Consider the following 23183-nt stretch of genomic DNA (forward strand, 5'->3'; position numbering starts at 1 on the left):
GCCGCGACGCTCTCGCGTCTCAGTGCTGCGCGACCTGCTGGATGCCGGCGAGCAGCCAGCCTTCGCCCGGACGGTTCGCCTTGGACAGATTCCACACTTCGACGAACGGCTCGGCCGCCGCACCCGGCGCCTCGCGGATCAGCCCGGAGAAGCGCACGCTCGCGAAGTATTCGTTCGCGCGTTCTTCGACGCCGAGCAAATCGGCGTTCAACTGCACGACATCCGTCTGATTCGTTCCGGCGCCGCGCGAAGACAGGTCGACGCGAACCTCGGCGAACATTTCCGGCGTGGTGAACTCGCGGATGTCGTCGATATTGCCGACGTCCCATGCGGCTTGCAGTCGCACGAAATACACCTTCGCGTTGCGCAGGAACGCTTCGGAATCGAAGCCGGCCGGCACGCTCGGCGTTGCGTTCACGGACGGCGTGGTCAGCGGATTGCCTTGCGGCTCAAGATACGAACCGGTAGGCGGCGCCGTGTAGCGCGGCTCTTGCGGCTCCTGCGTATAGCCCGTGGCGCCGGAATTCAGCGACGGCGAATGCCCGGCGTAAGCCGGTTGCGACGTATCGCGCTTGCGGCCCAGGAAGCGGCGGATCAGCCAGATGCCGATCATCGCGAGCAATGCGATCACGATGATGTTGGCCATGGCGCCCGCGAACGCGCCGCCCAGACCGAAGTGCGACAGCAACGCGGCGATGCCGAGACCGGCTGCGAGACCGGCGATGGGCCCAAGCCAGCGCGAGCGGTTAGGCTGCGCGGCCGGCGCCGGTGTAGGCGCAGGCGCGGGTTGCGCGCGCTGCTGCATGGCCGGGTTGGTCGGCGAAGGTTGCGGCGCAGCCTGCTGCTGAACGGTGTTCGACTGACGGCCGATGCTGCGGCCGCCGCCCATGCGGCGCGCTTCGGCGTCGAGCGAGGCGACGGAGCCGGCCACGATCAGACCGACCATTGCGATCAGTCCGATTCTTCTCGCCAGCGACCGCTTGACCTTACGGGGAGATAACAGCATTGAATCGGACATTTCGGTGCATTCCTTTAAAAATCGACGGGTTAGGAACCCTAGTATTTGGTCCCCACATGCAAAGCTACCACGCCGGCTGACAAATTGTAATATTTGACGCTGTCGAGGCCCGCTTGTTCCATCATTGTTTTTAAAGTTTCCTGGTCCGGGTGCATGCGGATCGATTCGGCCAGGTAGCGGTAGCTCTCCGCGTCTTTCGCAAAACGCTCGCCGAGCCACGGCAAGACCTTGAACGAATAGACGTCGTAGGCCTTTTTCAGCGGGTCCCAGACCTTCGAGAATTCCAGCACCAGCAGACGCCCGCCCGGCTTCAGCACGCGGCGCATTTCCGCCAGCGCGATGTCCTTATGCGTCATATTGCGCAAGCCGAATGCCACGGTGACCACATCGAAATAGTTGTCCGGGAAGGGAATCTTCTCGGCGTCGCAGAGCAGCGCCGGCGTAATCACGCCCTTGTCGAGCAGACGGTCGCGGCCGACACGCAGCATCGACTCGTTGATGTCCGTGTGCCAGACCTCACCGGTTTCGCCCGCCTGCTTCGCAAACGCCTTCGACAGATCGCCCGTGCCGCCCGCGATGTCGAGCACCTTGTAGCCCGGCCGCACGTGGGCCTGCGCGATCGTGAACATCTTCCACGCACGGTGCAACCCGCCCGACATCAGGTCGTTCATCAAGTCGTAGTTGGCGGCCACCGAGTGGAACACGCCCGCCACCTTCTGCGCCTTTTCCTGTTCGTCGACCGATTGAAAGCCGAAGTGGGTTTTGCTCATCGCGCTTGTCCTTTCCGCGTATTCTGAAAATATTGCGCCGCAGGTGCGGCAGTTCTGGCGAATCGTATCAGTGACGGTGCCCGTGCGCAGCGCCCGGCGGGGCCATCGGCGTATCGCGGTCGACGCCGGCCGCAGCCAGTTTGTCGAGATACGCGCGCCACAGTTCATCCTGGCGCCGTGCCAGATCGTAGAGCAGGTCCCACGAATAGATGCCGGTGGAGTGCCCGTCGGAGAACGTCGGCTGAATGGCGTAGTTGCCGACGCCTTCGATCATCGTGATCGTGACGTCGCGCTTGCCGGTTTGCAGCGTTTCCTGGCCGGGACCGTGGCCCTGTACTTCCGCCGACGGCGAATACACGCGCAGCAGCTCGAACGGCAGCCGGTACGATTCGCCGCTCGCGTACTGCAATTCCAGCACGCGCGACTTCGAATGCACGACGACGCCGGTCGGCACCGGAGTATCGGGAGTCAGTCCGCTCATGATGGCCTCGATAGGTCGATATGAAAGCGCCGCCGCGCCCGATGCGCCCCATGAGCGCGGCGCGAAGCGGCGGGTGAATGGCGCTCAGGCGAGAGCGTGTTCGATTTCCTGCCGCACCGCTTCGCGCAGCAGCGTGGCCTGCGCGCGGCGCGACGACAGCATCGCTTCGGACACCGTGCGCTGGCGCGGCGCCCAGATGGGCAGCGGGAAATGAGCGTCGTTCGAGAAACGCGGAATGACGTGCCAATGCACATGCGGCACCTGGTTGCCGAGGCTCGCGAGGTTCACCTTCGCCGGCTGAAGAATGCGCCGCATCGCGCGCTCGACCGCATACACCGCCTTCATCACACGATCGCGGCCCGCCGCGTCGAGATCCGAAAACTCGGCTACGTGCTCGTTCCAGATCACGCGGCAAAAGCCCGGGTAATCGTGTTCGTCGGCGAGGACGACGCGCAACGTGTCGTCCTGCCACAGCACATCGCCGCCATCTTCACGGCAAAAAACGCAATCCATCGTCGTCCTCAGGCAAAAATCGTCAGTCGTGCCATTAAACCAGCACGCGCTCGATTCCGCCATTGTTCGCACGCTGCACGTAGTCGACCATCCAGTCTTCACCGAGCACATGACGCGCCATTTCGACGACGATGTAATCCGCCTCGATGCCCGCGTCTTCGTTGTAGCGCGACAGACCTTGCAGGCAAGACGGGCAGCTCGTGAGAATCTTGACGTCGGTAGCGCCCTTCGGCTGCGGACCGTCGCCGGCCTTCAGCACGGAGCCATTCGCCGCACCCGCGGTGCCGGCCGATGCATTGGCCGGATTGATCGCGTTCGCGCCGGCTTCGGCGACGAGCGGAATACCGCGCAGCTTGGCCGCGCCCTTGCGGATTTCCTCTTCCTTGCGAAAGCGCACCTGCGTCGAAATGTCGGGACGCGTGACCGCGAGCGTGCCCGATTCGCCGCAGCAACGATCGTTCTTTTCGATCTTGTAGCCGTCCTTCTCGGAACCCATCAGCGCGTTCACCAGCTTGACCGGGTCCATCGTCTTGATCGGCGTGTGGCACGGGTCGTGGTACATGTAGCGCGTGCCTGTGACGCCGTCGAGCTTCATGCCTTTTTCAAGCAGAAACTCGTGAATGTCGATGATCCGGCAGCCCGGGAAAATCTTGTCGAATTCATAACCGGCGAGCTGGTCGTAGCAGGTGCCGCACGACACCACCACCGTTTTGATGTCGAGATAGTTCAGCGTATTCGCGACGCGATGGAACAGCACGCGGTTGTCGGTGACGATCTGCTCGGCCTTGTCGAACTGACCCGAGCCGCGCTGCGGATAGCCGCAGCACAGATAGCCCGGCGGCAGCACCGTTTGCACGCCCGCTTCCCACAGCATCGCCTGAGTCGCTAGGCCGACCTGCGAGAAAAGCCGCTCGGAACCACAGCCGGGGAAGTAGAACACCGCTTCCGTATCTGCCGTGGTCGTCTTCGGATTGCGGATGATCGGGACGATCTTGTTGTCCTCGATATCGAGCAATGCGCGCGCGGTTTTCTTCGGCAGATTGCCCGGCATCTTCTTGTTCATGAAGTGGATCACCTGCTGCGTGACCGGCGGCTTGCCGACCGTTGCGGGCGGGTGCGCCGTCTGCTTCTTCGCGAACTTCTTCAGCACTTCGTTGCCGAGGCGCTGCGCCTTGTAGCCGATGCCCATCATCGCCGTGCGCGCGAGGTTGATGGTCTGCGGATTCGTCGCGTTGAGGAAGAACATGCCGGCTGCGTTGCCCGGATTGAACTTCTTCTTGCCCATTTTGCGCAGCAGGTTGCGCATGTTCATGGTCACATCGCCGAAGTCGATCTTCACTGGGCACGGCGTCACGCATTTGTGGCACACGGTGCAGTGATCGGCGACATCGCCGAACTCGTCCCAATGCTTGATCGACACGCCGCGGCGCGTCTGCTCTTCGTACAGGAACGCCTCGACCAGCAGCGACGTCGCGAGAATCTTGTTGCGCGGGCTGTACAGCAGGTTCGCGCGCGGCACGTGGGTCGCGCACACCGGCTTGCACTTGCCGCAACGCAAACAGTCCTTGATCGACTCCGAAATCGCGCCGATATCCGACTGCTGCATGATCAGCGATTCATAGCCCATCAGGCCGAAGCTCGGCGTGTAGGCGTTACGCAAGTCGGCGCCTTCGAGCAGCTTGCCCGCGTTGAAGCGGCCATGCGGATCGACGCGCTGCTTATACGCGCGGAATTCGCCGATCTCGTCGTCGGTGAGAAATTCGAGCTTCGTGATGCCGATGCCGTGCTCGCCGGAAATCACGCCGTCGAGCGAACGCGCGAGCTTCATGATGCGCGCGACCGCCGTGTGGGCGTCTTGCAGCATCTCGTAGTTGTCGGAGTTCACCGGCAGGTTCGTGTGCACGTTGCCGTCGCCCGCGTGCATGTGCAGCGCGACGAACACGCGGCCGCGCAGCACCTGCTTGTGGATCGCCTGCGCTTCGTCGAGGATCGGCTTGAACTCGCCGCCGTTGAAAATCTGCCGCAATTCAGCGCGGATTTCCTGCTTCCACGACACGCGGATCGTTCGGTCCTGCGTGACATGGAACACGGTCGCATCAGCTTGTGCGTCGACGCGATCGGCGAATTTTTCGGCGAGCGCTTCGTAGCCGAGCCCGACGAGATAATGCTGCGCCTCGCGCAACGACAGGTCGAGCTTGTCGCGCAAAAACTCCCAACGCGTGCGCACGCGCTTGAGCAGATCCAGCGCCTGCTGCACGCGGTCTTCGAGCAGTTCGGCGCTCGGAATTTCATTGGCGTCGTCGCTCTTGCCGAGCGGCAGCTTGCCTGCCTTGAAGAACGCTTCGAGCGCGTCGACAAGTTGCAGCTTGTTCTTGATCGACAGCTCGATGTTGATCCGCTCGATGCCGTCCGTGTACTCGCCCATGCGGTCGAGCGGAATCACCACGTCTTCGTTGATCTTGAACGCGTTGGTGTGCTTCGCGATCGCGGCGGTGCGGCTGCGGTCGAGCCAGAAGCGCTTGCGCGCCTCGGCGCTGACCGCGACGAAACCTTCGCCGCTCTTGCCGTTGGCCATGCGCACGACTTCCGACGTCGCCTGTGCAACCGCATCCGCATCGTTACCGACGATGTCGCCGATCAGCACCATCTTCGGAAAGCCGTTGCGCTTGCTCTTGGTCGCGTAGCCGACCGCGCGGAGATAGCGCTCGTCGAGATGTTCGAGACCAGCCAGAATCGCGCCGCCCTGCTTCGACGTTTCGAACAGATAGTCCTTGATTTCGACGATGCTCGGAATCGCTTCGCGCGCCTGGCCGAAGAATTCGAGGCACACAGTGCGCGTATGCGCGGGCATCTTGTGCAGCACCCAGCGCGCGGACGTGATGAGTCCGTCGCAGCCTTCCTTCTGCACGCCAGGCAAACCGGCGAGGAATTTGTCGGTGACGTCTTTACCCAGACCTTCCTTGCGGAACACGCGGCCCTTGATGTCGAGCGCTTCCGTGCGCAGCAGCTTCTCGCCCGGCGCATAGTTGCCGTCGAACCATTTCAGCTCGAAACGCGCGACTTCAATATCGTGAATCTTGCCGAGGTTGTGATCCAGACGCGTGACTTCGAGCCAGTTGCCTTCCGGATCGACCATGCGCCACCAGGCGAGGTTGTCGAGCGCCGTGCCCCACAGCACCGCTTTCTTGCCGCCGGCGTTCATCGCGACATTGCCGCCGACGCACGATGCGTCGAGCGAAGTCGGATCGACGGCGAACACGAAGCCCGCCTGCTCGGCCGCCTCGGTCACGCGGCGCGTGACGACGCCCGCGCCGGAGAAAATGGTCGGCACTTTGCGATCGACGCCCGGCAGTTCGGTCATTTCGACTGCGCCGAGCTGTTCGAGCTTTTCGGTATTGATGACGGCCGAGAACGGCGTGAGCGGCACCGCGCCGCCCGTGTAGCCGGTGCCGCCGCCGCGCGGAATCACCGTCAGCCCGAGCTCGAAGCAAGCCTTGATCATGCCGGCGATCTCGGCTTCGGTATCCGGCGTCAGCACGACGAACGGATATTCGACGCGCCAGTCGGTCGCGTCGGTCACATGCGAGACGCGCGACAAACCGTCGAACTTGATGTTGTCTTTTTCGGTGACACGGCCGAGCACCTTCGTCGCGCGGCGGCGCAGATCGTAGGTCTTCTGAAATTCGCTTTCGAATTCGTCGACGGCGCGGCGCGCGGCCTGCACCAGCGTTTCCACGCGCGCGGCGCGGTCGACGCCCGCTTCGTCGCCATGCTCGGTGAGATCGGCGCGGCGGCGCTTCTCGATCTCGGACAGACGATGATGCAGCGCCTCGATCAGCATCGCGCGGCGCTTGGGGTTGTCGAGCAGGTCGTCCTGCAGATACGGGTTACGGCGCACCACCCAGATGTCGCCGAGCACTTCATAGAGCATGCGCGCCGAGCGGCCGGTGCGGCGCTCCGCGCGCAGTTCGGCCAACGCGGCCCAGGCGTCGTCGCCTAGCAGACGAATGACGATTTCCCGGTCGGAAAACGACGTGTAGTTGTAGGGAATTTCGCGCAGGCGCGCTTCGGGATCGGCGGCGACCGCAGTGGCGGCTCCGTGCGGATCGAATACTTGAGGTGCGTTCATGTGTGGACGACTCGGTGGATCAGCCCGACGCTCTCGTGGCGAGGCGCCGGCTGACTGTGCGCGTGGGGCGCAATGCTTGGAAATCTTCTTGGGAGCGAAGCGCCACCGACGGTCTACTCACGTCGGACGCTTCGCGGCGCTCAGATACTGCTACACGATCGTGCCTGGCGGACGTGACGCTCCGCCGCGGGGCGAGACTCACGCGGGACGGGCATCAAATGGGCGATCCGAGGCTGCCAGTGCATCTTCCGATCCTTATTCCAAAATGGAATTCTACCGCATCGGCCAACGCCGCGTTGAGGGCGGAAAAGGAGGCGGCGGCGGGGCTGAGGGCCAGGCAGTGCACCGCAGTCCGCGCTATGAGCCGCCCCATTCCGCACTCAGGCGCCCTTCGTCACCATCAGCCAGAAGATGCCGACAAAGGCAAAGAATGCGATTGCGCCGAGCGCGACCCAGATCCACAGCATTCGCCAGTAGGCGGCGCTCAGCGGACGCCCGGTTTCAGCGCTCACGCGGGCCGACGCGGCGAGGCGCATCTGCAGGAACACCACGGGCAGCCAGCAGCCGATGGCCAGCACATACAGCCCAATCGACCACGCGAGCCAGCCGCTTGCCAACTGCATGTTCGCCAGATGCGCGAGGTAAAGCCCGGTGGCCGGCTGCAGGATCGCGGTGGGCGTGGTGAACAGCCAGTCGGCGATCACCACGAGCCGGGTGACGCGCGCGACGGTCCTCGCATCGCGGCCGAGGCTGGTCAGCAGCATGTAAAAGGCGGAGCCGATGCCGGTGCCGAACAGAATCGTCGATGAAAGCACGTGCAGCCATTTGATGACGAGGTAGGTCATGGGTAATTCAGGGGTTAGCGACAGCTTTACCGGCGCAGGCGGATCGCTCACCGCCGCCGCCGTCGAACTGGATCAGCAGAATCAGCAGCGCGATCATCGGCAGATTCTTCGAGAGCGGCCCATACGGATGCAGCCAGAATTCGGGCAAGCGCCAACTGATCAGCGCCGTATAAAGCACGATCAGCACGATCTGCAATGTCCAAAGCCGAGCGCGCGGACCCAGGCGCCGCGGCCAAACCAGCGAGAGCACGCCGAACGCAAGGTCGAGTAACGCCGCGCCGTAGAGCAGCAACGGCGCGAGCGCCGCCGGCGCCCCGACCCGCGCCAGAAGTTCCAGGCTCGACGCACGCGGGTACAGCCACGCCGACACGATCGCCGTCCAGATCCACACCGCCGCGATCGATACGCGCAGCAACGGCAACAGCCACATCAAACGCGCGGGCGTCCCAAAGCTTTCGCGCTCGACGGGCATCTCCGACAGCGCGCGCGGCGCCCTTCCGAGCAGCCGCTCGAAACGGTCGGTCGGCGCGACGTTGCCGCGCTCGAGCATCGCGAGAGCGTCGGCGCTCATCAGCGAGCCCGGCAGCAGCGCGCCCAGCCGCGTTGCCAGCCTGACGAGCGGCATCGGCACCGGCAGGAACCAGCCACGCGGGCTGCCGGCTACCCGTCGCAAGACGGCCAGGTATTCCCTCAGCGTCATCGGCTCCCGGCCGACGGCCGCGACACGACGCGTCGTCGGCGTCGTCGGCGTCGTCGGTGCGGCTGCGTTGGGCGTGTCGCCGGCCGGCGGGGCCAGCGCGCCTGCCACGACCAGCTCGACGACATCGTCGATATGAACCGGCTGAATGCGCTGCGCGCCCGCTCCGGGCAGCGGCACGACCGGCAGCGTCGCCCACGCGGCGAAAAAGCGCGTGCTGCGGCCCTCGGGTGCGAACACGAGCGACGGCTGCACGATCAACGACGAAACCGGCAGCGCGAGCAGCGCTTCGTCGGCGGCGAGCTTGCTGCGGTGATACGGGCTTTGCGCGAGCGCATCGGCGCCGAGCGCGGAAATCTGCACGATGCGCCGCACGCCCGCGGCGACCGCGGCCTTGAACAGCGCGATCGGCGCTTCGGTGTGCAAGCGCCGGAAGTCGTTGCCGGTCGCGTCGCTAAAAATGCCGACCGCGTTGACCACTACGTCGACGCCCGCGAGCAGCGGCATCAACTTTGCTGCATCGCCGAGGCCCGCGAAGTCCAGATGGACCAGCCGGCAGCCGCGCAAGCGCTGCGCGGCACGGACGGGATCGCGCACGCCGCACACGACGGAGTGGCCCGCCGCCACCAGCGCGTTCGCGACTCGCGCGCCAATCATGCCGGTAGCACCTGCAAGGAAAATCACCATGACTCTGGACGTTCGACCGTTAGAAGACATCGTGCTGCCCGGCCTCGTTGCCGGCGCGCTTTCGACGCTGGCGCTCGGCGCGTGCGCGCGCCTCATCGGCAAGCGCGCGACCGCGCCTGTCAGCGCCGTAAGCCACTGGGTCTGGCCGCAAGAAGTGAACCAGACCGCCCGCCCGCGCCCGCGCCATTTGGTGACGGGGCTGGCGATTCATCATCTGATGTCGGTGGGATGGGCGGCCGTCAATGCGTACACGCTTGCAGCCGTTCAGGAGTCCGCCGGGTTATGCGGCGACTCGCGCCCACAACACGGTCGACGCGTCGCGCTCGCGAGCGCGTTGACGGTCGTCGCCGCCTTCAGCGACTACGTGATCGCGCCCAAGCGCTTTACGCCGGGCTTCGAGTTTCATTTGCGGGTACCGCATATTGCGGCGGTGTACGTCGCGTTCGGCGCGGGACTGGTTGCGCCGTTTGTCGTCGAGGATTATTGCCGGAGAAGGCGGGTCGCGGCTTTGCCCACTAACGAGGCGATAACCAGGCAATAACGGCGCGATCGCGCGGCACCGCCCGCGCCTTCACGAACCGCAAACCGCCCGGCACGCGGCATGCTGACCCAAACGACGAACCACCAACTCACGGAGGCTCAGCATGGCAGATCCCGAATCGAAAACCGGGCACATCGAGCAGCAACCGGTGCCCGGCCACACCGAAAATATTCCAACCGACGGCTCCGACAACCGACGCGATGACCACCGTCAGGAAACCGCCGCACCGACGGCCAGCCCCGACACGAAACCCGGCAACCCGCCTGGCTCACAAAGCGACGCCGACCGCACGCGCTCGCCGGACTGAGCCGATACCGCAACCGACGCACCAATCGACAACGCAATCCACACGACAAGGACTTCCCATGACAAGCGAATCCGCCAGCCCGACGCCGCCGCGCCAGTCGCCGAACGATCCGACGGCCGGCGACCGCCGCCTGTCCGACGAACAGAAGCAGTCGGCGAGGAACGAACCCGCGCCGCCCGAACCGGGCCGCGGCGCCGACCTGCCCGATCCAAACGAAGTCGGCGAGGACGGCTAGGCCGCATCGACAACGCCAGACTACAAGGTACAAGGAGAATCGCGATGGCAAGCAAGCAACCCGCCGCGTCCGCGGCGCTAAAGGCCACTTTCAGGCTGTTCGCGGACGGCGATCGCGTCCTTGCGCAGAACGTCGACGGCAAAGTCATCGACATCGGCGCGCTGGAAACGAAAGGCGATCGCTACATCGTGCGGCTCGACGTCGACCCGCCCGCTCTCGAACCGTCGCATTCGGTCGAAGCGGCGCTGCGCGCGGTCTCTTCGCAATTGAACTTCGACTATCTGGACGGGCTTTTCACGAGCGAAGGACCGGTCGACTTTCACGGCGACCTGTTTGCGTTGCCGCACGTCGAATGGCAGCTCGACGAACCGTTGCCGCGCGAACTCACCGACGGCAAGCCGCCGCATATCTTCTAGTCCGCTTGCAGTACGCGCGGGGTTGGGCCTTCGCGGCGCCAACCCCGGCCGGCCAGTGCTCGCACCGTTGGCGCTATCATTGATGCTTTTCCGCCTTCCAGAGCGCATCGCGCCACTCGCATGGCCTCCCACGACTACCTGAAAAAAACCCTCACCGCGCGCGTCTACGACGTGGCCCGCGAGACCGAGCTCGAACGCGCGCCGCATCTGTCGGCGCGTCTGCGTAATCCCGTGTATCTGAAGCGCGAGGATAACCAGCCGGTGTTCTCGTTCAAGGTGCGCGGCGCGTACAACAAGATGGCGCACATGTCCGCCGACGCGCTCGCGCGCGGCGTAATCACCGCGTCGGCGGGCAATCATGCGCAGGGCGTGGCGTTGTCCGCGGCACGCATGGGCGTTAAGGCGATCATCGTGGTGCCGGTCACGACGCCGCAGGTCAAGGTCGATGCCGTGCGCGCGCATGGCGGGCCGACGGTCGAAGTCGTGCAGTTCGGCGAATCGTTTAGCGATGCGTACGGCCACGCGGTGCAGCTACAGAAAGAGCGCGACCTGACCTTCGTGCATCCGTTCGACGATCCGTATGTGATCGCCGGCCAGGGCACCGTCGCGATGGAAATTCTCAGCCAGCATCAAGGCCCGATTCACGCGATCTTCGTGCCGATTGGCGGCGGCGGACTCGCGGCGGGTGTCGCGGCGTATGTGAAATCGGTGCGCCCGGAGATCAAGGTGATCGGCGTGCAGACCGACGATTCGTGCGCGATGGCCGCATCGTTGAAAGCCGGCGAACGCGTGACCTTGAATGAAGTCGGACTCTTCTCCGATGGCACTGCCGTAAAGCTCGTCGGCGAAGAAACCTTCCGGCTGTGCAGCGAATATCTCGACGATGTGCTGCTGGTCAACACCGACGCACTCTGCGCCGCAATCAAAGACGTCTTCCAGGACACGCGCAGCGTGCTCGAACCCGCGGGCTCGCTCGCGGTCGCCGGAGCCAAGCAGTATGCGGAGCGCGAGGGCATCGAGAACCAGACGCTGATCGCGATCACGTCGGGCGCGAACATGAACTTCGACCGCATGCGCTTCGTCGCCGAACGCGCCGAAGTCGGCGAGGCGCGCGAAGCCGTATTTGCGGTGACGATCCCGGAAGAACGCGGCAGCTTCAAACGATTCTGCGAACTGGTCGGCACACGCAGCGTCACGGAGTTCAATTACCGGATCGCGCAGGCCGAATCCGCGCATATCTTTGTGGGCGTGCAGATCAGGAACCGCAGCGAATCGGCGCAGATTGCAAGCGCATTCGAGGCGCACAATTTCGCCACCGTCGATCTGACTTTCGACGAACTCTCGAAGCAACACATTCGCTATATGGTCGGCGGCCGCTCGCCGCTCGCGCACGACGAACGTCTATTCCGCTTCGAGTTTCCCGAACGGCCGGGCGCGCTGATGAAGTTTCTATCGTCGATGGCGCCTGACTGGAACATCAGCCTCTTTCACTACCGGAACCAGGGCGCGGACTACAGCTCGATTCTCGTCGGCATTCAGGTGCCTGAAACGGATAACGCCGAGTTCGACCGCTTCCTCGCGACGCTCGGCTATCCGTATTGGGAAGAGACGCAGAATCCGGTTTATCGGCTGTTCCTCGGCTGAACTACTGAAACGAAAACCTGAACCCGCAGATGGCTCTTTCGCTTGTCGACAAACTGGTGGTGGCGATCTCGTCGCGCGCGCTCTTCGACTTCGAGGAAGAGAACCGCGTGTACGAGGAAGGCGACCTTCGCGCCTATGAAGCGTTGCAGCGCGAGCGGCTCAATGTCCCCGCGAAACCCGGCGTCGCGTTCCCGCTGATCCGCAAGCTGCTGGCATTGAACACGAGCGGGCATCGCGTGGAAGTGGTGATCCTGTCGCGCAGCGATCCGATCAGCGGCCTGCGCGCGTTTCATTCGTGCCGCGAACATGGACTCGCGATCGAGCGCGGCGTGTTCACGCGCGGACGCGCGCCGTTCGCTTATCTGAAGCCGTTGAACGCGTCGCTCTTTCTGTCCGCGAATCAGGACGACGTGCGCGACGCGCTCGCCGCCGGTTTCCCGGCCGCACGCGTGCTGCCGGAATCGGCGAAAATGGCGAGCAAGTATCCGGACGAAATCCGCATTGCTTTCGACGGCGACGCCGTGCTGTTTTCCGACGAAGCCGAGCGCGTGTTTCAGAAGGACGGTTTGCGCGCGTTCGTCGGCCACGAGACGCACAACAAGGATTTGCCGCTCGCCGACGGGCCGCTGAAGCCCTTGCTCGAAGCGCTTCATCGGCTGCAAAAACTCGCGGATCAAGCCGCGCCGATGCATATTCGTACGGCATTGGTGACGGCGCGTTCGGCGCCCGCGCACGAGCGCGCGATCCGAACCCTGATGGCCTGGAACATCGAAATCGACGAAGCGATGTTCCTCGGCGGCCTCGACAAGAGCGCATTTTTGCGCGAGTTCGAGCCGGACTTTTTCTTCGACGACCAAATTGGCCATTGCGAATCGGCCCGCGTCGTGACGGCGACCGGGCACGTGCTGAGTGGCATCGTGAATGCATCATGACACCCGAACAATCACCGCTGGGTAAGGCCTCCACTTACACCGAACAGTACGACGCCTCGCTGCTCTTTCCGATTGCGCGCAAGAACGCGCGCGAGGCGATCGGCATCCACGCGCAATTGCCGTTCTTCGGCACGGACATCTGGAATGCGTATGAGTTGTCGTGGCTGAATCAGCGCGGCAAACCGCAAATCGCAGTGGCCACGTTTTTCGTGCCGGCGGACTCGCCGAACATCGTCGAGTCGAAGTCGTTCAAGCTTTATCTCGGCTCGTTTGCGCAGACCGCATTCGAGTCGATCGAAGCGGTGCGCGACACGATCAAACGCGACGTGTCCGCGTCGTGCGGCGCGACGGTCTCTGTCTATCTGACCGGGCCGCATGACTTCGGCAAACTGAAGATGGAAGAGTTCGAAGGCACGTCGCTTGATCGACTGGATCTCGATACGGACGTGTACACGCCGGACGCTTCGCTGCTGACGGCCGCGCTTCACGAAGCGCCGGTCGAGGAAACGGTGTTCTCGAATCTGCTGAAGTCGAATTGCCCGGTGACAGGGCAACCGGATTGGGGCAGCGTGCAGATTCACTACGTCGGCCCGCAAATCGATCATGCAGGCTTACTGCGCTACATCATCTCGTATCGCAATCACACGGGTTTTCACGAGCAATGCGTCGAGAAGATTTTTATCGACGTGCTGAAGGCATGCAAGCCGGTGAAGCTCGCGGTTTATGCACGCTATACGCGGCGCGGCGGGCTCGACATCAACCCGTTCCGCACCAACTACAACCTGCCGATGCCGGACAACATGCGTTTGGCGCGGCAATAAAAAAGCACGCGCGCTTATTATCGCCGCGGACGTTCATTCGACGCTCCGCGACGAAGCGCTAATAACGTTAAGCCGCCGGCTTCTTATAAGCGACGCAATCCACTTCGACCTTGCAGTCGATCACCATCGACGAAACGACACAGGCGCGCGCCGGCGGATTGTCGCCGAAGTATTCGCGGAACACCTTGTTGAACGACGCGAAGTCGCGCGGGTCGTCGAGCCACACGCCGCAGCGCACGACATGCTCCGCGCCGTAGCCGGCTTCCTTCAGAATCGCGAACACGTTTTGAATCGCCTTATGCGATTGCTCGACGATGCCGCCGTTGATCACCTCGCCGTTTTCCATCGGCGTCTGTCCCGACACGAACAGCCAACCGTCGGCTTCCACCGCACGCGAAAACGGCATGTGCTGACCGCCCGTTCCCTTACCGCCTTCAACACCATATCGCTTCATCTTTACGCTCCTTGAAAGTTCGGCGCGCGTGGCCGTAGTGCCGCGCGCCGCGATAGATCGTTCAACCAGTTACTCGATAACTCAGAATGCGCCTTCTGCATCGCCCTTCGACGCCGCGCCGCGCGCAACGAAATGGCCGGCGCGTTCGCCCGTCACTTCGCCGTTCAGGTACGACAGCACGCCGTTGACCCACACTGCGTCGATGCCGTCAGCTGCTTGTTGCGGCTTTTCGAAAGTAGCCGCGTCGCGCACTTTCGCGGGATCGAACAGCACGAGGTCAGCGTGATAGCCGATATGCACCTCGCCGCGTTGCGCAAGGCCAAAGCGTCGCGCGGAGAGGCTCGTCATCTTGCGCACCGCTTCCTCGAGCGGCAGCAAACCGGCGTCGCGCGCATAGTGGCCGAGCACGCGCGGAAACGCGCCCCACAAACGCGGGTGCGGCAGCGGATCGTTCGGCAAGCCGTCGGAGCCGACCATCGTCGCGGGATGCGAGAGGATGCGCCGCACGTCGTCCTCGGACATGTTGTGATAGACCGCGCCCGCCGGTTGCAGGCGCTTGCCCGCTTCCTGCTGCGTGACGCCCCACTCGGCGGCAATCTCCTTCACGAGCTTGCCGGCCATCTCGGGATGCGGCTCCGACCACGTAATCGTAATGTCGATGTCGCCGGTGACCTGCTTCAGATCGAGCGTCGACGAACTGCGGTTGTACGGATAGCAATCGCAGCCGATCGGCTGCATGCGCCGCGCGCCTTCGAGCGAGTTCAGCACTTCGACGCTGCGTCCCCAGTTCGACGGCCCCGCGCATTTCAGATGCGAAATGATGACCGGCACGCGTGCATGACGGCCGACGCGATAGGCTTCGTCCATTGCGTCGAGAATCGCGTCGAACTCGGTGCGCATGTGCGTGGTGTAAAGCGCGCCCGCGGCGGCGAGCGGTTCGGCGAGCGCCATCACTTCCTCGGTCGGCGCGGCAAATGCGGAACCGTAAGCGAGTCCCGAACTGAGCCCGAGCGCGCCGTTCGCGAGCGCCTCTTCGAGCTGCGCACGCATGCCTTCGATTTCCTGCGGCGTGGCCGCGCGATCCAGCCGGTCCATCTGGTTGTTGCGCAGCGCCGTGTGTCCGATCAAAGCGCCGACATTCACCGCCGGACGCGCCGCGTTCACCGCCTTCACGTAGTCCGCGAACGTCGGGTACTGGAACGCGTCGCGCTCGCCGAGCAGATTCATCGGATCGGGCGGATCGCCCTTCAGCGCAACCGGCGACGCGCTAATGCCGCAATTGCCGACGATCACCGTCGTCACGCCTTGCGTGATCTTCGGCAGCATTTGCGGCGAGCGGATCACGTGCGTGTCGTCGTGCGTGTGAACGTCGATGAAGCCCGGCGCCAGCGCGCGGCCTTCGGCCTCGATCACGTCTTCGGCAAGCCAGTTCGACAGATTGCCGATCGCGACGATGCGCCCGTCGCGCACGGCCACGTCGCGCTCGACAGGCGGCGCGCCCGTGCCGTCATACAGTTGCGCGCCGACAATCAGCGTATCGGCGGCTTCGGGATGCGAGTGCATGGATCAGTCTCCTAATGGTTGTCGATCGCCGCCGCCACGATGCGTGTCGAGCGCGTGCTTCATGCGGCGCAGCAATTCGCGGCTCTCGTCGCCCTGACTGACGGCCAGTTCGGTGACGAGCACGTCGAGCGCCATCATCATCGCGTAACGCGACGAAGACGGCTTGTAAATGAAGTCGGTCTCGAACGCGACAATCGGGATCAGCCAGTCGGCGAGCTTCGCGAGCGGCGACGCCGGCGCGGTGAGCGCGATCACCGTCGCGCCGTAGCTGCGCGCGATCTTGCAGTTCTCCACCATCTCCGGCACGCGGCCGGTCGTGGAGAGCGCGATCAGCACCGTGTCGCGCGAGACCGTGCTCGCGACCATGCGCTGCAACAGGCCGTCCTGATACGTGGCGACGGGCCGACCGAGGCGCACGAGCCGGAAACGCATTTCGTCGGCGAGCGCGGTCGAGCCGCCGCCCATGCCGAACACGTAGATCATGCGCGCGGCGCGCAGCGCGGCAGCCGCGTCGGCCAACGGCGCCTGCCGCAGCAATTGATGGTTGTGCGCAAGCGCCGTCTGCAATTCGTCGAACACGCGCGTCGCGATGTGCTCGGGCGCGCCAGCAGGCGTGCCCGCCTGCAAGAACCGCTGGCCGACCGCCGCTGCCTGCGCGAGCCTCAGCTTCAACTCGCGGACGTCGCGGCAGCCCACCGCTTTCGCAAACCGCGTGACCGTCGCCACGCTCACTTCTGCCTGCTCGGCGAGCGCACCGATGCTGGCGCGCGAGGCGCCCGTCAGATCGTCGAGAATCAACGCGGCCACCTTGCGCTCGGCCGAACGCAACTCGGGCGCGCATTCGGCAATGCGCGCGACGATGTCGAAGGTCAGCGGTTCGGCGGCGGAGTTCATCGCGGCTCGTGAAAGGGCGTGGTACTAAATAACATTTCTCCGTCCATCGTACTTTCGGTAACATGATAAAGTCAACTTGGATGCAATTTAACCGGACGATGGAGCAGGAGACATGAAAGTTACAAACTATCAGGGCGCAACGATTGATCCTTATAGCAAGGGCTTGGGCATGGTTCCGGGCGCGAGCATCCAGCTCACGGACACCGGGCGTCTCGAGTGGAATCTGCTGAACGAAGACGTGAGCCTGCCGGCCGCCGTGCTGTACGCGGACCGCGTCGAGCACAACCTGAAATGGATGCAGGCATTCGTCGCCGAATACGGCGTCAAGCTCGCGCCGCACGGCAAGACGACGATGGCGCCGCAACTGTTCCGCCGTCAATTGGAAACCGGCGCGTGGGGCATCACGCTCGCCACCGCGCATCAGGTGCGCGCGGCTTATCACGGCGGCGTGTCGCGCGTGTTGATGGCCAACCAGCTCGTCGGGCGCCGCAACATGATGATGGTCGCCGAGTTGCTGAGCGATCCCGACTTTGAGTTCTTTTGTCTCGTCGATTCAGTGGAAGGCGTCGAGCAATTGGGACGCTTTTTCACGTCGGTGAAGAAGCCGTTGCAAGTGCTGCTCGAACTTGGCGTGCCTGGCGGGCGCACCGGCGTGCGCGACGAAGCGCAGCGCAATGCGGTGCTCGAAGCGATCGGCCGCTATCCGGGCGTGCTGAAGCTCGCGGGCGTCGAGTTGTATGAAGGCGTGCTGAAGGAAGAACACGAGGTGCGCGAGTTTCTGCAAAGCGCCGTTGCGGTTACGCGCGCGCTCGTCGACGGCGGGCGTTTCGAGCGTACGCCGGCGATTCTGTCCGGCGCGGGCTCGGCATGGTACGACGTGGTCGCGGAGGAATTCTCGAAGGCGTCGCAGACGGGCAAGGTCGAGGTCGTGCTGCGCCCCGGCTGTTATCTGACGCACGACGTCGGCATTTATCGCAAGGCGCAGACGGACATCTTCGCGCGCAATCCGGTCGCTAAAAAGATGGGCGAAGGCTTGCTGCCTGCGTTGCAATTATGGGCCTACGTGCAGTCGATTCCCGAGCCCGACCGCGCGATCATCGGTCTTGGCAAGCGCGACTCGGCATTCGACGCAGGCTTGCCGGAGCCGGCGCGCCATTACAGGCCGGGCAGCGAGGCGCCGCGCGACATCGCCGCGAGCGAAGGCTGGGAGATTTTCGGCTTGATGGATCAGCACGCGTATATGCGGATTCCCGCAGGCGCCGATCTGAAGGTGGGCGACATGATCGCGTTCGACATCTCGCACCCGTGTCTGACGTTCGACAAATGGCGCCAGGTGCTGGTCGTCGATCCGGCTTATCGCGTGACGGAAGTGATCGAAACGTTCTTCTGATTTTTTGCGTTTGAGGGCGCGCGCGGCGTGGAGTGGATGCACTGAGGCGCCGCGGCGCTTCAGCGCTCCGCTCGCGACGCTTCGGCGGCAAGCTCGACAGGCGTTTGTGCAACATTCGCCGCCGACACGACTTCGCCGATTCTCGCCTCCAGCATCTTCAACGCGCCGGACAACGCGCTCAGCGCGTCGTCCGGCAGCGCGGCCATCGTGTCGTGCAAAAACGCGTTGCGGCGCGGCAGGCTGGCTTCGGTTGCAGACAGGCCCGCTTCGGTCAGACGCACATTGGTCACGCGGTTGTCGCGCGAGTCCATGCTGCGCGCGATCCAGCCCAATCCTTCGAGCGCTTTCAACTGGCGCGTCAATGCGCCGGGATCGACGCGCAATTGCTCGACAAGCCGCTTCTGCGACGACTCGCCCCCCTGCTGATGCAGCGCGAGCATGATGCGCCAGCGCGGCAACGGGTGGCCGACTTGCGCCTCGAACGCCGACATGAACGCCCGGTATGTGCGGCCGAATTGCTGCATGACGGCTACGCGGTCCTGTTCTTCCATGATGGTTCTATCAAGCTGCAATCGAAAATCAGTCCGCGTGGACCACCGGCTCGAGCTTGCGCTGGAGCTTGATCGGCGGAACGCGGCGGCTTTGCCATACCGACACGACGGCGACGACAGCCGCCATCGCGAGACCAAAGTGAATCGCCGAGACGAGCGTTTCGCGCGCGGTCTCGAGAAGCATCGCGCCATTATGGCCGGCTTGCGCCAACTCGCCGAGCAGCGTTGTTTGCGCTTCGTGATTGATGAGGATCTGCGGATCGCCCAGGTCGCTGAACCATTGTGACGCGCGATCGCTTTCGAGCGTACTGCGCACGCCGCTCGCGTACATATGGCTGATGAGCGTTCCGGTCAGCGCGGTGCCGATCATGCCGCCGATCATCCGTAGCGATTGCAGCAGCGCGGTTGCAATGCCGAGATGCTCGCGGCCGGCCGTCTGCTGCGCGAAGATCGTCAGGTTCGGCATGACGAAACCGAGGCCAAGGCCGCCGAGCACCATGAACGACATGAGGAGCCAATGCGGCATCGACCGCGTGGCGACCACCACGCCGAAGCACGCGAGCGCGATCAGCGCGAAGCCGACGTACAGCATCAGATTCGGATTGCGCACGCGCGAAACCACGCGTCCGTTCGCGATGCTGCCGATCGTGATGAAAACGACGAGCGGCGTGATAACGACGCCCGCTTCCTTCGGCGACATGCCGAAGCCGCCCTGGAACAACAGCGGCGCGTAGAAAAGCAGCGAGAACATCGTGAAGCCGCCGAGCACCGCGAGCGTGAACAGCGCGGCGAGACTCGGGTTGCGGAACATATCGACGGGAAGGATCGCCGTCGGGCAGCGCTTCTCCCATTGCCACAGCGCATACGCCGAAGCGGCGCTCAGCACGAGCAGCGCACACGCGCTGAGCGTGAGCCCATGCTTCGGCAGCAATTCGACGAACAACTGCAGCGAGCCGAGCGCCACCGCGATCAGCGCGGCGCCGGGCCAATCGAGCCGCATCTTGCCTTCATGCTCGACGTGCCGCAGATGCGGCAGAAAGCGCCAGACGAAAAAGAGCGATAGCAGGCCGACCGGCAGATTCACGTAGAAAACCGAGCGCCAGCCGTAGTACTGAGTGAGGAAGCCGCCCAGCGACGGCCCGACCGCATTGGCGATGCCGAACGCCGAGCTCATCAGCACCTGCCAGCGCAGGCGCACGACCGAGTCCGGAAACAGGTCGGGAATGCAGGCGAACGCGGTGCCGACCAGCATGCCGCCGCCGATGCCTTGCAGGCCGCGCGCGAGCACGAGAAACAGCATGTTGTTCGCCATGCCGCACAGCACCGACGCGGCCGTGAACACCACAATCGACGCGATCACGAACGGCTTGCGTCCGTAATAGTCGCCGAGGCGCCCGAAGATCGGCACGGTGATCACCGAGGTCAGCAGATACGACGTGGCCACCCACGCATAAAGCTCGAAGCCCTTGAGCTCGGCGACGATGGTGGGCAGCGCGGTGCCGACGACCGTCTGGTCCAGCGCGACCAGCATGGTGACGAAGGAAATGCCGAGCATCGCCAAAAGCGATTCCCGGAACGGCAAGACTTGCCCACTCGAATGGTGGGCGGCGGTGTGGACAGCCATTTTTGATAGAGCAACAGTTGACGCGTCAAACGATTAGGGAATCATACCACGCATGTTGGCTCTAAGCAGGACGTCGACGGCAGGCATGGGCGCGTTCGTCGACGGAAAAAAGCACATCACGTCACGCCAGGGAGGCGCATGGAGCCAGGTTCGCTCGCAGGACAATCGTTGTCGGAAGAAGATCTGAGCGCGCTGCGGCGCGCGAAACACGAACTGGAAAGCCCCGCGCTGGCGATGAAGCTGGCGAGCATCGTCGGCGCGCCGTTGGAGAAGCTGCTTTCGCGCATGCCCGCGTTCGCCAACGAGAAGGTCACGGACGCGACCGAACTGGCTTTGCGCAAGTGTCTGTCCATTGCGCTGCGCACGCTGGGCCGGCGCGACGGCGCGTCGTCGCTGCTCGCGCCCGAGAAGCCGAGCAATCTGCTGCACAAGTTCGCGGTGGCCACGACCGGCGCGGCCGGCGGCGCATTTGGCCTGTTTGCACTGCCCGTCGAATTGCCGGTCACGACCACGCTGATGTTCCGCTCGATTTGCGACATCGCGCGCAGCGAGGGCGAGGATCTGACGTCGATCGACACGCAGCTCCAATGTCTGACGGTGTTGGGCATGGGCGGCACGTCCACGGCTGACGACGACGCCGACTTCGGCTACTTCATCATGCGCGGCGCGCTGGCGCAGGCGGTGTCGAAAGCGTCGTCAGAAATCGCGACCAAGGGATTCACCACGCACGGCTCGGCCGCCTTGCTGCGCCTCGTCAATACGATCGCCGCGCGCTTCTCCGTGCAGGTGAGCGAACAGATCGCCGCGAAGTCCATTCCGGCGATCGGCGCGGTGCTCGGCGCAATGGTCAACACGGTTTTCATCGACCACTTCCAGCAGGTCGCGCACGGCCACTTCACCGTGCGTCGACTGGAACGGCAATACGGCGAGCCGACGGTGAAAGCCGCGTATCAGACTATCGACGTCACGCTCGGCGCCTGAGCAGGATTGGCGGTGTGGCGTGTCGCGCGCGTCACGAAGGCGGCTGCGCGATCGAGCGCGCGGTTCGCCTCGGGCACGAATGGCGCGAAGAGCGGCCACACGTGCGGCATCTTTTTCCACACCTCGAGTTCGCAATCGACACCCGCCGCGCGCGCATTCGCGGCGACGCGCCGCGAGTCGTCGAGCAGGACTTCGGTGCTGCCCGCCATCGTGAAAAGCGGCGGCAAGCCGCGGAGGTCCGCGTAGAGCGGTGACGCATACGGATGCGTGGCGGGCATCTCGCCGAGATAGATCTTGGCCGCCCGCGAGATTGCCGGGCCGCTGAACATCGGGTCCGCGCCGTCGTTATCGACGATGCTCGCGCCGGTTGCCGCGAGATCCGTCCACGGCGAGAACAGCAGTGCGCCGGCGGGCAACGGATCGCCCGCGTCGCGCAGCGCGACCAGCGCCGCGAGCGCAAGGCCGCCGCCAGCCGAATCGCCTGCAATCACGATCGACTCCGGCGCTGTGCCGTCGGCGATCAATTGACGATAGGCGGCGGTCGCATCGTCGAGCGCGGCCGGGAAGCGGTGTTCGGGCGCGAGGCGGTAATCGAGCGAAAAGACCCGTGCATTCGCACGCGTGGCGAGACCGAACACGATCGAGCGATGCGTCCGCGGCGAGCAGAAGTAGTAGCCGCCGCCGTGGCAGTAGAGCACTGTGGGTTGCGCGCCGGCTGCGGGTTGGTCCGCTGCGGGCTCGATCCATTCGCCTCGCAGCGGGTTGCCGTCCGCGCCATCGAGTTCACGCAGACGCCAGCCGCGCGGCACGTCGGGCGACCACACGCGCTTCGCCGTCAACGCGCGCGCCTTGTGGACGTCGATATGCGGTTTCAGGGTTTGAGGGCGAAATTGCCTGCGCAAAAACCAGCACGCGAGTGCGCTTTGCCAACTCATCGGGACACGCTCCTTCGGAAATGTCCCGTCATGGTACGTGCGTTGTCCGCTGCGTCGGTGGATGGGGGCTTCTAATCGTGAAGGCGCATCCGCCGATCCGACCGTGCTACGCAGTACCGCGCGCTAGTTGGCAGGCAGCACTTGCCCGCGAATTTCACCCATCGGGTTCTGCGCGGTGTGAATGTTGAAGTACCACTGGCCGGCCATCAGGTCGGTCACCTGCTGTTCGCTGAGGGCCGCCGAGCCTTTCATCGGACTCGCTACCGCGCTTTTGTCGATGGGAACCTGCACTTTCGCGTTCTGCCCAACCGGCGCGGGACCATGAAAATGCGCGGCCGTGACGGGGCCGCTGAGCCCTTCATAGGTGACGGTCCATTGGAGAGATTTTGTCGACGTGTCGAAGGTTGCGTTCAGCGCGCCGTGACCGTGACTCACACGCGGTGGCACTTCGCTGGAAGGTTCGAGGTCTGCCTTCAGCGCGACGGTGTCCGCAAACGCGGCGCCCGCCATTGCCGCCCACAAAGCCATCGCGATATTGAGTTTTTTTAGCGTATTCATGGTCTTCTCCGACGAAATGCACCGCGCCGGCGCCACGGCCGCGCGAAGCCATCACATACTAGTGCAAATCGCCGGAGGGCGTCGATGGTGGGAGTGGACGCAGCAAATGCGCCGCTCGACGCTTGTTGCGATTTTCCCGAACAGTTATTTGCAGATTATGGAATGAATCATCCGGGCGATCCCTGGTATGCTTTGAC

General features: G+C 64.1%; 23 protein-coding genes. 9 read left to right on the plus strand and 14 right to left on the minus strand.

What is annotated here, in order from left to right:
* Positions 1–19: 19 nt before the first annotated feature.
* From BGRAMDRAFT_RS06890 to BGRAMDRAFT_RS06920, 7 genes are all read right to left on the minus strand, one after another.
* Positions 20–1018, minus strand: a complete 999-nt coding sequence (locus BGRAMDRAFT_RS06890; protein WP_006047971.1) for a Tim44 domain-containing protein — start codon at positions 1016–1018, stop codon at positions 20–22.
* Positions 1019–1056: 38 nt separating this feature from the next.
* Complete coding sequence (gene ubiE, locus BGRAMDRAFT_RS06895; RefSeq protein ID WP_006047972.1) at positions 1057–1788, minus strand: bifunctional demethylmenaquinone methyltransferase/2-methoxy-6-polyprenyl-1,4-benzoquinol methylase UbiE; 732 nt, start codon at positions 1786–1788, stop codon at positions 1057–1059.
* Between the two features lie 67 nt (positions 1789–1855).
* The gene (locus BGRAMDRAFT_RS06900; protein ID WP_006047973.1) at positions 1856–2269 is read right to left on the minus strand and encodes a gamma-butyrobetaine hydroxylase family protein; all 414 of its coding nucleotides are present in this window, start codon (positions 2267–2269) and stop codon (positions 1856–1858) included.
* Between the two features lie 84 nt (positions 2270–2353).
* On the minus strand, positions 2354–2782 hold the full coding sequence (locus BGRAMDRAFT_RS06905; protein WP_006047974.1) for an HIT family protein: 429 nt from the start codon (positions 2780–2782) through the stop codon (positions 2354–2356).
* 34 nt (positions 2783–2816) lie between these two features.
* A complete protein-coding gene (locus BGRAMDRAFT_RS06910) occupies positions 2817–6911 on the minus strand; it encodes a DUF3683 domain-containing protein (protein ID WP_006047975.1) in 4095 nt (1364 codons plus the stop codon).
* A 380-nt stretch (positions 6912–7291) separates the two neighbouring features.
* Positions 7292–7756, minus strand: coding sequence for a DUF2269 family protein (locus BGRAMDRAFT_RS06915; protein WP_006047976.1), 465 nt, complete (start codon positions 7754–7756; stop codon positions 7292–7294).
* Positions 7757–7763: 7 nt separating this feature from the next.
* Entirely contained in the window at positions 7764–9170 is a 1407-nt protein-coding gene (locus tag BGRAMDRAFT_RS06920) for an SDR family oxidoreductase (RefSeq protein WP_269745232.1), read from the minus strand.
* Between BGRAMDRAFT_RS06920 and BGRAMDRAFT_RS06925 the strand changes: the two genes are divergently transcribed.
* The 7 genes from BGRAMDRAFT_RS06925 (at position 9139) to queF (ending at position 14036) form a co-directional block, all read left to right on the plus strand.
* Positions 9139–9681, plus strand: coding sequence for a hypothetical protein (locus BGRAMDRAFT_RS06925; protein WP_006047978.1), 543 nt, complete (start codon positions 9139–9141; stop codon positions 9679–9681). The two genes, BGRAMDRAFT_RS06920 and BGRAMDRAFT_RS06925, sit on opposite strands and share 32 nt — an antisense overlap.
* A gap of 103 nt (positions 9682–9784) precedes the next feature.
* On the plus strand, positions 9785–9988 hold the full coding sequence (locus BGRAMDRAFT_RS06930; protein ID WP_006047979.1) for a hypothetical protein: 204 nt from the start codon (positions 9785–9787) through the stop codon (positions 9986–9988).
* Between the two features lie 58 nt (positions 9989–10046).
* A complete protein-coding gene (locus BGRAMDRAFT_RS34930) occupies positions 10047–10223 on the plus strand; it encodes a hypothetical protein (protein WP_006047980.1) in 177 nt (58 codons plus the stop codon).
* Positions 10224–10267: 44 nt separating this feature from the next.
* Positions 10268–10639: a hypothetical protein gene (locus BGRAMDRAFT_RS06935; RefSeq protein WP_006047981.1), complete on the plus strand. Its 372-nt coding sequence runs from the start codon at positions 10268–10270 to the stop codon at positions 10637–10639.
* A gap of 78 nt (positions 10640–10717) precedes the next feature.
* Positions 10718–12283, plus strand: coding sequence for a threonine ammonia-lyase, biosynthetic (gene ilvA, locus BGRAMDRAFT_RS06940; protein WP_269745233.1), 1566 nt, complete (start codon positions 10718–10720; stop codon positions 12281–12283).
* A 29-nt stretch (positions 12284–12312) separates the two neighbouring features.
* Positions 12313–13215, plus strand: coding sequence for a 5'-nucleotidase (locus tag BGRAMDRAFT_RS06945; RefSeq protein ID WP_006047983.1), 903 nt, complete (start codon positions 12313–12315; stop codon positions 13213–13215).
* Positions 13212–14036: an NADPH-dependent 7-cyano-7-deazaguanine reductase QueF gene (queF, locus tag BGRAMDRAFT_RS06950; protein WP_006047984.1), complete on the plus strand. Its 825-nt coding sequence runs from the start codon at positions 13212–13214 to the stop codon at positions 14034–14036. Before BGRAMDRAFT_RS06945 ends, queF begins: the two co-directional genes overlap by 4 nt.
* A 67-nt stretch (positions 14037–14103) precedes the next feature.
* On the opposite strand, the gene BGRAMDRAFT_RS06955 is transcribed toward queF, so the two are convergent.
* The 3 genes from BGRAMDRAFT_RS06955 to BGRAMDRAFT_RS06965 form a co-directional block, all read right to left on the minus strand.
* Positions 14104–14490 (minus strand): RidA family protein, encoded by a 387-nt coding sequence (locus BGRAMDRAFT_RS06955; protein WP_006047985.1) that lies wholly within the window; start codon positions 14488–14490, stop codon positions 14104–14106.
* A gap of 81 nt (positions 14491–14571) precedes the next feature.
* Entirely contained in the window at positions 14572–16053 is a 1482-nt protein-coding gene (locus BGRAMDRAFT_RS06960; protein ID WP_006047986.1) for an N-acyl-D-amino-acid deacylase family protein, read from the minus strand.
* Between the two features lie 3 nt (positions 16054–16056).
* Positions 16057–16947 carry a MurR/RpiR family transcriptional regulator gene (locus BGRAMDRAFT_RS06965; protein WP_006047987.1) on the minus strand — a complete coding sequence of 297 codons (891 nt, stop codon included), beginning with the start codon at positions 16945–16947 and terminating at the stop codon, positions 16057–16059.
* A gap of 112 nt (positions 16948–17059) precedes the next feature.
* Between BGRAMDRAFT_RS06965 and BGRAMDRAFT_RS06970 the strand changes: the two genes are divergently transcribed.
* Positions 17060–18337: an amino acid deaminase gene (locus tag BGRAMDRAFT_RS06970; protein ID WP_006047988.1), complete on the plus strand. Its 1278-nt coding sequence runs from the start codon at positions 17060–17062 to the stop codon at positions 18335–18337.
* 59 nt (positions 18338–18396) lie between these two features.
* Here the strand turns inward: BGRAMDRAFT_RS06970 and BGRAMDRAFT_RS06975 are convergent, their stop codons facing one another.
* Together BGRAMDRAFT_RS06975 and BGRAMDRAFT_RS06980 are read right to left on the minus strand one after the other, a co-directional pair.
* Positions 18397–18888 carry a MarR family winged helix-turn-helix transcriptional regulator gene (locus BGRAMDRAFT_RS06975; protein ID WP_006047989.1) on the minus strand — a complete coding sequence of 164 codons (492 nt, stop codon included), beginning with the start codon at positions 18886–18888 and terminating at the stop codon, positions 18397–18399.
* A gap of 28 nt (positions 18889–18916) precedes the next feature.
* Entirely contained in the window at positions 18917–20512 is a 1596-nt protein-coding gene (locus tag BGRAMDRAFT_RS06980; RefSeq protein ID WP_006047990.1) for an MDR family MFS transporter, read from the minus strand.
* 138 nt (positions 20513–20650) lie between these two features.
* Between BGRAMDRAFT_RS06980 and BGRAMDRAFT_RS06985 the strand changes: the two genes are divergently transcribed.
* Positions 20651–21493, plus strand: coding sequence for an EcsC family protein (locus BGRAMDRAFT_RS06985; RefSeq protein WP_006047991.1), 843 nt, complete (start codon positions 20651–20653; stop codon positions 21491–21493).
* Here the strand turns inward: BGRAMDRAFT_RS06985 and BGRAMDRAFT_RS06990 are convergent.
* Both BGRAMDRAFT_RS06990 and BGRAMDRAFT_RS06995 read right to left on the minus strand, forming a co-directional pair.
* Entirely contained in the window at positions 21463–22428 is a 966-nt protein-coding gene (locus BGRAMDRAFT_RS06990) for an alpha/beta hydrolase (RefSeq protein WP_006047992.1), read from the minus strand. The two genes, BGRAMDRAFT_RS06985 and BGRAMDRAFT_RS06990, sit on opposite strands and share 31 nt — an antisense overlap.
* Before the next feature lie 123 nt (positions 22429–22551).
* Positions 22552–22986, minus strand: coding sequence for a CHRD domain-containing protein (locus BGRAMDRAFT_RS06995; RefSeq protein ID WP_006047993.1), 435 nt, complete (start codon positions 22984–22986; stop codon positions 22552–22554).
* Positions 22987–23183: the final 197 nt, after the last annotated feature.

Source organism: Paraburkholderia graminis C4D1M, assembly GCF_000172415.1.
Classification (GTDB): Bacteria; Pseudomonadota; Gammaproteobacteria; order Burkholderiales; family Burkholderiaceae; genus Paraburkholderia; species Paraburkholderia graminis.